Source organism: Muriicola sp., assembly GCF_041567615.1.
Taxonomy (GTDB): Bacteria; Bacteroidota; Bacteroidia; order Flavobacteriales; family Flavobacteriaceae; genus Muriicola.
The window spans coordinates 1-12,705 of the sequence record NZ_JBFGBM010000065.1 but is presented as its reverse complement, the minus strand read 5'-3'; the positions used below and the strand labels follow the sequence as shown (position 1 = coordinate 12,705).

At 50.8% G+C, this 12,705-nt stretch carries 11 protein-coding genes; 1 reads left to right on the top strand and 10 read right to left on the bottom strand.

All coding sequences use genetic code 11. The annotated features are described in order from the left end of the window. Positions 1-433 (top strand): SPFH domain-containing protein (locus ABYP73_RS06220; protein ID WP_372973768.1); only part of this gene is annotated, 433 nt, incomplete at its 5' end. Positions 434-540: 107 nt separating this feature from the next. Here ABYP73_RS06220 and ABYP73_RS06215 read toward each other — a convergent pair. The 10 genes from ABYP73_RS06215 to ABYP73_RS06170 all read right to left on the bottom strand — a co-directional run. After that, positions 541-1,011, bottom strand: a complete 471-nt coding sequence (locus ABYP73_RS06215) for an Hsp20/alpha crystallin family protein (RefSeq protein ID WP_372945491.1) — start codon at positions 1,009-1,011, stop codon at positions 541-543. Between the two features lie 177 nt (positions 1,012-1,188). Next, positions 1,189-1,641, bottom strand: a complete 453-nt coding sequence (locus ABYP73_RS06210) for a DUF2267 domain-containing protein (protein WP_372945490.1) — start codon at positions 1,639-1,641, stop codon at positions 1,189-1,191. A 163-nt stretch (positions 1,642-1,804) separates the two neighbouring features. Beyond that, positions 1,805-3,124 carry a Gfo/Idh/MocA family protein gene (locus tag ABYP73_RS06205; protein WP_372973767.1) on the bottom strand — a complete coding sequence of 440 codons (1,320 nt, stop codon included), beginning with the start codon at positions 3,122-3,124 and terminating at the stop codon, positions 1,805-1,807. Positions 3,125-3,192: 68 nt separating this feature from the next. Continuing rightward, positions 3,193-3,963 carry an exodeoxyribonuclease III gene (locus tag ABYP73_RS06200; protein ID WP_372973766.1) on the bottom strand — a complete coding sequence of 257 codons (771 nt, stop codon included), beginning with the start codon at positions 3,961-3,963 and terminating at the stop codon, positions 3,193-3,195. Between the two features lie 79 nt (positions 3,964-4,042). Next, complete coding sequence (locus tag ABYP73_RS06195) at positions 4,043-5,773, bottom strand: efflux RND transporter periplasmic adaptor subunit (protein ID WP_372945487.1); 1,731 nt, start codon at positions 5,771-5,773, stop codon at positions 4,043-4,045. Between the two features lie 4 nt (positions 5,774-5,777). Beyond that, a complete protein-coding gene (locus ABYP73_RS06190) occupies positions 5,778-6,485 on the bottom strand; it encodes a hypothetical protein (RefSeq protein ID WP_372945486.1) in 708 nt (235 codons plus the stop codon). A gap of 2 nt (positions 6,486-6,487) precedes the next feature. Further along, positions 6,488-8,986: a heavy metal translocating P-type ATPase gene (locus ABYP73_RS06185; protein WP_372973765.1), complete on the bottom strand. Its 2,499-nt coding sequence runs from the start codon at positions 8,984-8,986 to the stop codon at positions 6,488-6,490. 3 nt (positions 8,987-8,989) lie between these two features. Beyond that, the gene (locus tag ABYP73_RS06180; RefSeq protein ID WP_372973764.1) at positions 8,990-9,514 is read right to left on the bottom strand and encodes a DUF3347 domain-containing protein; all 525 of its coding nucleotides are present in this window, start codon (positions 9,512-9,514) and stop codon (positions 8,990-8,992) included. A 2-nt stretch (positions 9,515-9,516) separates the two neighbouring features. Next, positions 9,517-10,740, bottom strand: coding sequence for a TolC family protein (locus ABYP73_RS06175; RefSeq protein WP_372973763.1), 1,224 nt, complete (start codon positions 10,738-10,740; stop codon positions 9,517-9,519). Beyond that, on the bottom strand, positions 10,737-12,705 hold a 1,969-nt coding region (locus ABYP73_RS06170; protein ID WP_372973762.1), incomplete at its 5' end, for an efflux RND transporter permease subunit. The genes ABYP73_RS06170 and ABYP73_RS06175, both read right to left, overlap by 4 nt.

Here is a 12,705-nt window from a genome sequence, read left to right as displayed (position 1 = left end):
TTCCTTTGCCATCACCCAGCTTTCTCAGGCAGCCCTGAGGGACGTCTGCGGAAAGGTAGAACTGGATACCATTTTGTCCAAACGGGAGGAGATGGGGAAGAACATCAAGACCATAGTAGAGGCCGAGACCGGTGAATGGGGTATAGAGATCATCGATGTGAAGATTAAGGATATCCAGCTCCCGGAGAATATGAGGAGGATGATGGCCAACCAGGCCGAGGCGGAACGCTCCAGGCGTGCCCGGATCATACTGGCCCAGGCCGAAGAACAGGCAGCAGACATGTTGCTGCAAGCAGGGAAAAAGATCGATCAGTCACCCTCCGCCATCAAACTTCGCCTGTATCAGACCCTGTCCAATATCGCTGCGGAGAAGAATTCCACCATCCTGTTCCCCTTCCCGGAAGAGGTATTACCCCGGAATTCCAAGGAGTAAAAATGACCTTATCGCACGATTTTAGAATAAAAAAAGCCCTCCTGCAGGGCTTTTTATACGGAAGCAATCATCAATTGCAGGAGGGCTACCTTAATGGGTGGGATGTGTCATGCAATTTCCACCATTTTAGGTTTTGCTTTTTTGGCTTCTTCCTTTTTCATCAGTTTGAAGCGCAGGATACCCTCGTTGTATTTGGCTTTGATTTCATCTTCCAAAACATTTTCGGGTAACAACAAAGTTCTCATGAAGGAATTATAGGAAAACTCTTTCCTTGTATAATTCTCTTCTTTGATTTCGTCAGTATCTTTCTTTTCGGCCCTGATGGTCAGGTAGCCGTTTTCGATAGATACTTCAAAATCTTTTTTACTAAAGCCCGGAGCGGCCAGTTCAATTTCGAAATGGTCTTTGTCCTCTTTGATGTTCAAAGCAGGTTCTCCTTTTCTGCCATTCCAGAAATTTTCGTTGACTAACCCTTTATTCCAAAAACGATTATCGAAGAAATCTTCCATGTCGAAGAAATCGGAGGTAATCAGATCTGTAAAGGGGCGAGTCCGATTTTTAAATCTAACAAGTGACATGATCCTGAAATTTAGGTTAAACAATCCGTTCAATATTCAACGTTGAAAGTACAATGCACCTCATTGAATTCCTATGACATTTATCATCTATCCCATAATATTTTTATTCGGTTCACTGATGAAGTTCCTACATCAATAGTCCGATCGCTGAAGCAGTCATGGAGTGCTCTGTCCATCCTAGAACATCAGATTCGTATAGATCATACTTTTGAGATTCTTGGGAAGCCCATCTCTGATATCTTCCATTTCACCCAGTGAAATATACTTTCTGAGGTAAATGAAAGTAATGTCGATGTAGCGTTCTGCCAGATCATCCTCATAGCCGAAATCATTGACTGCCGCCACCCCGTCGTGTTTACGGACGAGTTCCACGAATTCCTCCATGTGCTTGACCTTTGGTTTTTCCTTTTTCAAGGTCCAGCCATTCACATAGGCGGCCTTCATGAACATAGGCATCTGCGCCACGAGCTGTAGCGATTCCTGAGGAGTGATAATGTCCCTCAAAGCATGCATGATCGCTGAAAAAATCCTTCCTGCCTTCTCAGTATCCTTACCGAGATTCATTTCCCTGGCATACTCCTTCAAGAAGGTGTTGCCTTCCTTTGCGTATTTGTTGAAATCAAGTGCCATCACTTCTCGTTTTAGGGTTGATCCTTAAGTTCCGTACTATAAATATCTATTCCAATGATTTTTGTCATGTTCGGAGGATTCCTCTTCTGTCGGAAAAGGAGTATCTCCCGGGAATCCGGAAGTCAAGAATAATCACGTGATGGCAGGGCCTGCAATGAGATGCTTATCCTTTCCAAAGCTGCCAGGGAAGTCTGTAGGAGGGTGTCAGATAGGCCGAAGCCTTTTCAGAATTGGAGATCGTACCTCTGCGCTCATCCCACCTCAGTTTCTCCCCTGTCCGGTAGGCGATATTCCCCAAGTGGGCCACCAGAGCGGCATCCCTGCCCATTTCGATCGTACAGTTGGGATCTTTGCGGGAGCGGATACAATCTAAGAAGTTTTTGGTGTGCAGGTCGATAGGGTTTACAGAACTTCGTCGGGGCGGCACAGGGTCAAGGAGGTAACGGCCCTCTTCCTGAAAGGGTATCACTTTCCAGCTCACCCTGTTGACGGCCAGGATCCCGTTCTCTCCGATAAACGCCACCCCGGGCTCTCCCGATTCTGCCAGGTAGGGCGAAGTCCCCATAGCGATAAACTGCTCCCAGACCAGGCTGAAATCCCCGAAATCGTAGACTGTTGTCAGGGTATCGGGAGTCTCCGCAGCATTATCCGGAAAGGCTAATTTTCCTCCCATGGCCATAACTGAATTCGGGTTGCTTACTTCCATTCCGGCCAGGACCATGTCCAGCATGTGCACTCCCCAGTCCGTCATGAGTCCGCCCGCATAATCCCAGAAATACCGGAAGGAACCATGGAAACGATTCCTGTTGAATGGTCGAGCAGGAGCCGGACCCAACCAGCGATCGTAGTCGACCCCCTCCGGAGGTTCGCCGTCCGGCAAAACTTCAAAGCCCTTACCGTAGTTCACAGTAGCCCAGGCCTTCACCTGCCGGATCCTGCCCAGCTGACCTGTCTTTAGATACTCCAGGGCGCTGATCCAGTGCGGATCGCTGCGCTGCCACTGGCCTACCTGTACTACGCGCCCGTATTTCCTGGCTGCTTCTACCATTAAATTGGCCTCCTCAATACTGTTGGCAATGGGCTTTTCTACGTATACATCCTTCCCTGCCGCGCAGGCATCCGTCATCTGTATGCAGTGCCAGTGGTCCGGTGTGCCGATGATGACCGCATCCAGAGCCTTATTCTTAAGAAATTCCCTGTGGTCCCCGTAAGTTCGGGGTCTCTTTCCGCCCCACATCTCGGCTTCTTTGGCGCGATTCTCCAGGAGGGTCGCATCCACATCGCAGAGTGCCACGCAGCGGGCATTTGGGTTTTTCATAAGAGAGGAGAGATTGACCCAGCCCATGCCGCGTACTCCTATAAGTCCGACACCGATTTCCTTATTGGAATCTGCCGTCATACCGGCATTCAGATGGGTCAGGGGCAAGTGGGTAGCCAGGGCTGCTACCCCCAGGTCTTTAAGGAAGGCTCTGCGATCTTTCATAACTACTCAATTTGCATTAAAGTAGTAAATTTCACCGAATCTGGTCGATGTTGCTTTTGACATCGCTTTTATTGCTCAGCATCCATCTCCAGGAGTACAGGGCAATGGTCGGATCCCATATGGTCCCCGAGGATCTCTACTTTTTTGACCTTTTGCAGGAGGGATTCGCTGACCAGAAAATAGTCGATTCGCCAGCCCACATTCCGTTCCCTGGCCTTAAAGCGATAGCTCCAGTAGGTGTAGGCCACCGTATCCGGATGTTTATATCTGTACACATCCACCAGTCCAGAATCCGTAAAGGCATCCATTCCGTCGATCTCCACCTGGGTGTAACCCGCGGTCTTGTTGTAATTTGATTTGTCGTTTTTCAGGTCGATCGGCCGGTGGGCTACATTGAAATCGCCGCATACGATCACAGGTTTGGTCTTTTCCTTCTCTTTGATGTAGGCAAGGAAGTCTGCGTCCCACTGTTTGCGGTAATCGAGCCTGTCCAACTGCTGACCCGAATTGGGGACATACACATTGATGAGGTAAAAATCGGGGTATTCGGCACAGAGGATGCGACCTTCCCTGTCGTGCTCTTCTACTCCCATGTCGGGGGAGGTCTCCATAGGGTCCGATTTGCTGAGAATAGCGGTACCGGAATACCCTTTTTGTTCTGCTTCGTTCGTATAGATTTGTAGGCCTTTGAGTTTTTTCAGGGCCTTCTCCACCTCTTCCCCTGTAGCTTTGGTCTCCTGAAGGCAGACCACATCGGCATCTAATTGCTCCAGGGATTCGAAGAAATTCTTCTTGACGATAGCCCGTATTCCGTTCACATTCCAGGTGATGATCTTCATATGCTCTTTTATTCCATTTGGTCACTGAACCGGAAAAGTCTTCCGGGATCTCAAAAATACAGGATAAAATATCGATGCTTCAGAGTTTTCTCCTTACCTCCCCACAGGTCAGCATGGCATCCCCGTAGTAGGGATTGCGGATCTCCCTCTCCCAGCTCAGCCATTGGGCTCCCCTGTCCTGATTGGCCATGGGGCAGTACTGGACAAAAAGATCCTGGGCCTTCTCCTTTATCTCCAAAGCGACCGTGATCATCTGTTCGGAGAGAATCACGAATGTGTCGCGCTGTGTTTTCAGGTCGGGACTTTTGATCATCCCATCCAGGTTCTTTTGCAGGCTTTCATAAAAGGGCTGTGATTCCTTTCCGGATTTGTTCTTCAGGGTGATAAGATCTTTCAAAGCTTTCTCGGAATATTCCCTAACCTTCGCCTGATCAGAATTCACAAGGGCGTCCTTGAGCTCCATATAGGAGGTGAGAAGCCTGTTTGCCTCTGACTGGGATTCCTCAGTAAGCAATCGAAAACCACCGCTCACTGGCCTGTTCATGGCACCGTGATCATGACCTGCAGCACTCTTACCTCCTGTGGTATTCATCATAGATCTTTTACCCTGTAACTGAGCAGCCGCATCCACAGTGAAGGTCCCGTTGACAACGATCTCTTCTCCTTTTTCCAGTCCTGAAACGACAGGATATATCGCTCCCATCCTGTTACCCAGAACAACCTCCCTCATCTCAAAAACAGGTTCAAAGGGATCTGTCTTTATGTACACCAGCGACCTTTCGCCTGTCCAAAGGACTGCAGTAGCCGGGATCTCCACCTTGCCTTCCCACTCAGTGGTAGTCCCTTTAACCTTTCCTTTCACAAACATCCCCGGTTTGAGGGTTCCGTCTGAATTGTTCAAAAGGGCCCTCACGGTTACCGTCCTTGTTTTGGCATCTAAGACCGGATCAATGAAGGAGATGGTGGCTGGGATCTCCTTCGAAGGATATGCGGCAGAGACTACCCTGATCTCCTGTCCTGTCCTGAAATTGGCAACCTGACTCTCGTATGCATCGAAGTCGGCCCAGACCGTAGCCAAATTACTGACTTTCAGGATAGGCTGTCCCTGCTTTACATAGTCTCCTTCGGAGGCCAATTTCTCAGATACGGTACCGGAAACCGTAGCATAGATCGGAAAATCCTCCTTCACCGCCCCTGAGGTCTCTATGGCATTGATCTGCTGCTCATTGAGCTTCCATAGCTTCAATTTATTTCGCACCGCCGAATACAGGGCAGGCTGTGTCTCCTTGAGGGAAGAAGCCGTAATCAGTTCCTGCTGGGCTGCCACCAGGTTAGGGGAATAAAGCGTGGCCAGTAACTGGCCTTTCCTCACCTGCTGACCTGTGAAATCGATATAGAGTTTTTCGATCCGCCCATCGAAATAACTGGCCTGTATGGCCGTCGCCTCCTCATTCATTTTGATCTTACCTGAAAGGACGATCTCTGATGCACCGTTTTCACCCTCACCCCGGACAACCATGGTTTGGATATCGGCCAGTGCCATGGCGTTCTTTGTCATTTTGATCTCATTGATGCCCACCCCTGAACCTTCCGTCCCTGAAGGGATCAGGTCCATACCGCAAATAGGACATTGGCCGGGTTCCGGTTGCCTTATCTGGGGGTGCATGGAACAGGTCCAGACCTCGGCCTGCTCTTTCGCATGATCGTGCTCCTGCATTGTGTGATCGCCGGAACGATCACTGAAGATCAGATATCCGGCAGCAAAACCGACCAGGATCGCAGCACTTATGTAGATGATAGTCTTTTTCATCGGGTTACTTTTTAAGTTTAAAATTTTTAATGGTAGATGAGGTCAGATAAAAAAGGGCGAAACCACTCAGGACAGTGATCAGTCCCAGTAAAGAGAAGCCACGCAAAAGCGTCGTATTGAAATCGTCACGTCCCTGGTAATCCATGGTATGGGTCATCCAGAGGAAATCGAACCACCGCCAGTTGCGGTACCTGACCGTCTGGAACGCCCCGTCCCTGACGGATACATAGGCCTTTACCTCCTTAGGCGTATTGTATGAGATCACATAGGCCGGCAGGGGCTTTTCCCGGTATTCATGGTGGTTGCCGGCAGATTCAATCCGTTCCACGGACTTCACTTCCAACTCGGGTAGCATATTGGCTTCCGCTATGCGAAGGGCCTCCTCTTCCGTGATTCCACTTCTCTTTAAGCCATTACGGGCATCCAGGAGGTAACTGTCGTTGATCCAGTAAAAGGGTTTGCCCCCGATATCCCTGAGCTCCAGGGAAGTGATCCCGTTCAGATGAGGTTCCGATATTGGGTTGATCAGATTTTCGAAAGGGGTTTCCACAGGGGTTTCCCTTTTAAAGTGATCCCCGTGGATCTCATCTATGTCGGTCCAGCTGAAATAGATCCCGCTCAGGGTCCACATCAGGAACTGGATCCCCAGGAAGACCCCGAGATACCGGTGAACTTTTCTAAATTTTCTAATGGTCTTACGCGATGTTCTCATGGTCAATCGAGTTGTGTGGACCTCAGCCTTAAGGCATTGGCGATTACGGAAACAGAACTGAAACTCATAGCGGCAGCCGCGATCATGGGCGACAACAGTATGCCCAGGTAAGGATACAAGACCCCTGCGGCAACAGGGACACCTAAGGTGTTATAGATCAGGGCAAAGAATAAATTCTGCCGGATGTTCCTCATTACGGACCGACTCAGATTCCGGGCTTTCACGATCCCTCCCAAGTCTCCTTTCACCAGGGTGATCGCAGCACTTTCAATGGCGACATCGGTCCCTGTGCCCATAGCGATACCCACATCACTCCTGGCCAGGGCGGGAGCATCATTGATCCCGTCTCCTGCCATAGCCACTGTCCTGCCTTCTGCCTGCAGGCGTTCCAATTCCTTCAGCTTATCCTCCGGCAACATCCCTGCCCTGAAATCCGACAGGTCGAGTTCCCCGGCCACAGCCCTGGCGGTTCGTTCGTTATCACCGGTCAGCATGATCACCTGAATGCCCATCCCCTTCAATTCCCGTATGGCTATTACACTGCTGGCCTTTACCTTGTCGCCTAAAGCCACAAACCCGATCACTTTTCCATCGGCGGCCAGGTAGGAGACGGTCTTGCCGGCATTTTGAAATTCACCGGCTTTTTCCTGCATGCGGTCAGACAGGGAGGCTTGGGCGTATTCCATCATCTTGCGGTTACCGAGTGCCAGTTGTTTGCCATTCACGCTGCCTTCCACTCCTTTACCCGTAACAGCATTGAAATTCTCGACTTCCCCGGAGGTAACCCCCTTCTCCTCACCGTAAATGACAGTGGCCTCGGCCAACGGGTGTTCACTGTTTCTGTTCAGGGATACGATCCAGGAGAGGATCTGATCTTCGCTATACGCCTTATCAAAGGAACCAACCGTATCAACTGTGGGCTTTCCTTCCGTGATCGTCCCGGTCTTATCCACTACCAGGGTGTCCACCTGGTTCATTTTTTCCAGGGCCTCTGCATTCTTGATCAGTACCCCGTTCTGCGCGCCTTTGCCTACGCCCACCATGACAGACATGGGTGTCGCCAGCCCCAGGGCACAGGGACAGGCAATGATCAGCACTGCGATGGCATTGACCAGGGCGTAGACATAGGCGGGTTCCGGTCCCCACAGGGCCCATATTCCAAAGGTGATGACCGCAACAATAACCACGATGGGCACGAAATACGCCGAGACTTTGTCCGCCAGGTTTTGGATGGGGGCCCTGCTCCTGCTCGCCTGGTTGACCATGGTGATGATCTGGGCAAGAAGGGTGTCACTACCCACCTTTTCAGCCTTCATCAAAAAGGACTGGTTCCCGTTGATGGTTCCGCTGCTGACCCTGTCCCCTTCTCCCTTGTCTGCGGGAATGGGTTCTCCCGTGATCATGGATTCATCCACTGAACTCCCACCCTGGGTGATTTGCCCGTCAACAGGGATCTTTTCCCCGGGTTTTACCTTTAGGATATCCCCGATCTCAATATCTTCTATGCGCACTTCAACCTCTTTCCCGTCCACCATCTTGATCGCCTTGTTGGGAGCGAGTTTCAGGAGTTCCTTCACGGCCGTATTGGTCTTGCTGTGGGCCCTGGCTTCCAATACCTGCCCCATCAGTACCAGGGTCAGGATCACGGTGGCAGCTTCAAAATACATGTGAACTGTGCCGGATTCAGTCTTGAATTGCGCAGGAAAGAAATCCGGAAACAGCATCGCCAAGACACTGAAAATCCAGGCCACACCCGCACCTATGCCGATCAGGGTGAACATGTTGAGCTTCCAGGTGCTGATACTGCGATACGCCCGTTCAAAAAACATCCAGGTGGCGTAAAAGACCACGGGAAGGGAAAGGATGAATTGCACAGCGTTCCAGTATTTCTGGTGCATGAGGTCGTAGAGGGGGTTTTCGGGCAACATCTCGCTCATGGCGATCAGGAAAATAGGCAAGGTAAAGGTGACCGCCCACCAAAGTTTCCTGCGCAGCGCCCTGTAACTTTTCTCCTCAGCGGAAAGATCCGGTTCCTTAGGTACCAGTTCCATCCCGCAGATCGGGCAGCTGCCGGGTTCATCCTTCACCACCTCGGGATGCATAGGGCAGGTCCACTCCTCTGAGGAGGCGGATAACTGCTGTTCTTCCACAAGGTCCATCCCACAAACAGGGCAATCCCCGGGGGCATCATAGGTCTTCTCCCCTTCGCAGTGCATAGGGCAGTAGAATGTGCCGGTTCCCATCCCCCGGTTTTCCTTCTTCATCTTCGCTTTATCCTCAACCGCTTGCTTCTCCTTGTGTATGCTGTATCTGCCGCCGTCCTTTTCCAGCACTTCCTCAAACCGTCCAAGAGCGATGTGGGAAGACATGGATACCCTGGCCTCCCCTTTTTCCAGGTCCACGGAAACAGAAGACACCCCCTCCACCCCGGAGAGTAGTTCCTCCACATGTTTCCTGCACCCCTGGCAGGTCATTCCGTGAATGTGATACAGGTGTTCCATCCATTATTGGGTTATGACCTCGGTCACCTTCCCACAGGTCAGCATTTTGTCCCCGTAGTAAGGATTCCTGATCTCTTCTTTGTCGGACAACCAGTATCCGCCTTTCCCTTCAAAAGCCATAGGACAGAATTGCTGGTAGATCTCTCCCTCCGCCAGGGCTTCCCTGAAGAGGGGATCCAGGGAGGCTGTGAGATCGGAAAAGAGGTTTCTGATCTCTTCCAGATCACTTGTGGCGGCCATGGACGTGGTGATTGACACTGCTTCACTCTGTTCGTCTTCAAGAGCTTGGCTGAGCCTGTCCGCAGCTTTTTGCGCGGCTGCCGCATCGGATACAACAAGAGCCTTCCTCAATTCCTGGTAGGCCAGGTAGGCTGCACCTGTACTTGTAGAAGAGAAAGAGGCATCTGCCCCTGCGCCGGCAGGCTGTACCTCTGAAGCCGTTTTGTTCTCGGTGTTCGACTCCTTTTTATCCTTACAGGAAAGGGTAATTGTGATGAATGCAGTCAGTATAATTCCTATTTTTTTCATGATTACTGTATTAGATAATGAATGATTGAACTTTGAATGTAATATGCTTTGGCAGATGCGATCTTATCCATCTGGAATTTTAACTGTAATTCCTGCAGATCGAGGATGTCCCTGAAATCGATCGTACCCGTTTCATAGCTCTTTGAGAGGATGGCTTCGGCATCCCTCGCCTGTTTGATATTCTTTTCCTGGGTGTCGTGGGATATCCTCGCCTGGTCCCTGGCCGATTGAGCGCGTGCCAGGGCCGATTTCAGGGTGTTGAGGCGATCCTGTTTCTGAAACTCGATTTCCTGTTTCTTCAATTCGTTCTGAACCGAGACCGATTTGTACCGATTGTTGAAGATAGGAAGGGAGAAAGACACCATGGGCATCACCACGTCCTTCCCGGTATCGGGAAGTTCGAGATCTTTCCGTTCGGATACCGGGACATAATCCAGTCCGATACCCAGATCAGGGGCACGCTCCTTTTGGTTGAGGGCCTCTGATTGTACCACAGATTCATACAAACGGTCATATTTCAGCAGTTGCGGGTTTAATTCGAGTCGGTCATCCGAAAGTACCGGGTCCTGTTCAGGCAGGGACAGGTCCGTGACCACTTCTACGGCAAGGCTTTCCTTCTGGTTCCTCAACGTATTAAAATGCGCCTGTTCTGCCTGTTCTGCCGATTGCAATACCCTTTTCTGCTGCCGGAGTTCATTTTTGCGGATCTGCAACCTGAGCACGTCCACAGCAGAAGCCTGTCCTACCTCAACAGACCTGAGGGCCAGTTCCTCATAGGTATTCAACAATTCGATGTTTGAATCGAGTACTTCCTGAGTCGCACGGATGGCGTACAGTTCGTAATAGGACCTGGTCACGGCAAGTGCTAATTCCCGTTTCACGATAGCGATCTCCATATAATCGGCCTCAGCCAGGGAGCTGGCATAATTCTCCCTTGCAGAGATGGTCCCGAACCACGGGAGCATCTGGCTTACTGAAAACCTCGCCCTTTGTGCCCCGGTACGCGTTTCCGGTTCGCTTGCAAAATACCCGATGCCAAAAGATGTATTTGGCAAGGAATTCACCTCATTCATTTTCTCCCTGGCGATGTTGTATTGCAATTCAAATGCCTGGATCTGAGGGTTATTTACTTCCGCTTCCAGGATATAGGACTGCAGGTCCTGTGCTCTCGCCGAGGACATCGCCCCTAAAATCAATGGAAGGATTAGATATCTCAGCCTTTTCATGGGTTCAGTCGTTTTAATTTGAATTCCTTTCTCCAGCTGTACAGTACAGGCACTATGAAATAAGAGGTTATATCGATGACCATCCCGCCGAAGATAGGAATAGCCATAGGAATCATGATATCGCTTCCTTTCCCTGTGGAGGTCATTACGGGCAAAAGGGCCAGGATTGTTGTGACCGTGGTCATCAAACAAGGCCGTATACGCTTTTCGGCTGCCTCCAGGGTGGAGCGCCGTATCCCATGAAGATCGGAAGGGGTTTCCCTATCGAAGGCCTGGGTTAGGTAAGTGGCCATCACCACCCCGTCATCGGTCGCAATACCAAAAAGGGCAATGAATCCCACCCAAACAGCCACACTGAGGTTGATCGTCTTCATGTTAAACAGCTCCCTCACATTGTGCCCAAACACGTCAAAATTCAGGAACCACCCCTGCCCGTAGAGCCAAATCATGATAAACCCTCCGGCAAAGGCTACGGCTATGCCGGTAAAGACCATAAGGGAGGTAGAGACCGATTTGAATTGGAAGTACAGGATCAGGAAAATGATGATCAGACAGAGGGGGACGACCACAGATAAGGTTTTCTCAGCTCTCAATTGATTTTCATAGGTGCCTGTGAACCTGTAGCTGATCCCTTCAGGAACCAGCAGTTCCCCGTCTTCGATCTTCTCCCGGAGAAAGGCTTGTGCGTTCTCTACCACATCTACTTCGGCATATCCATCCCGTTTATCGAACAACACATAGCCTATCAGGAAACTGTCCTCACTCTTGATTTCCTGCGGACCTTTCTCATATCTGATATCCACGAGATCGCCCAGGGGAACAGGGCTTCCTTTCTCTGTGGGAACATAGATCTTTTTGAGATCCTCAGGGCTGTCGCGCAATTCCCTGGGATAGCGCACGCGAATGGCATAGCGTTCCCTCCCTTCTACAGTGCGCGTCAGGGGCATCCCCCCAACAGCTACCTGCAGGATCTCCTGAACATCCATCACCGTGATCCCATAACGGGCAAGTTGATCGCGCTTGATATCGATCAGCAAGTAGGGTTTCCCCACGATCCTGTCTGCGAAAACCGCTTCGGCCTTTACCCCCTCCACCTGTTTCAACCGGGACTCCAGCTGAAGACCAAATTGTTCGATCTCGGCCAGATCCTGTCCTTTCACCTTGATCCCCATGGGAGCCCTCATCCCGGTCTGCAACATGACCAGGCGGGTCTCTATGGGCTGGAGTTTTGGGGCAGAGGTCACCCCCGGCAGGCGAGTAACCTCAATAATCTCATTCCAGATGTCATCCGGATTATTGATTTCCGGTCTCCAGTTGCGGTAATACTCACCCCCTTCGTCCGGGATCAGTTCCTCACGGGTAGCCCTCTCCTGAAGTCTTGCAGCATCTACGTCGGGCATCTCCGGGACAAGGTTGGCATTCCAGACCAAATTCCCGTTTTTCAATTCGTACAACCCATCCTCATCTACCTTGTAGCGCTGGGGTTTTCCCTCGGCGTTGCGCATGTATTCCGGTTTGTACTGTATCACATTCTCATACATGGACAGGGGGGCGGGATCCAGGGCAGATTCAGCACGACCGGCCTTACCGACCACGGTTTCGATCTCGGGGATAGAGGCAACGGCCATATCGAGCTGCTGCAAAACCCTTTTGTTCTCCTCGGCCCCGGCATGCGGGAGGGAGGTAGGCATCAGCAGAAAGGTGCCTTCATTGAGGGATGGCATGAACTCCTTTCCCGTAGTGAACATAATCCCGGTACCCAGGGTGAGAACCGTTACCGGAATCATCAAAAACAGAATCCTGTTGGCCAGTGCCCAGGTCAGGATTCTGGAATAATATTTTCTGAAGACCTCAAAGATTCCCAGAATTCCAAAGCAGATCAGGGCGACGAAAAACAGATTGACGGCGATACTGCGGTCAAAGCCCAGGGGCCTCCAGTATTCTGCCAAGAGAAAGACGATCGCC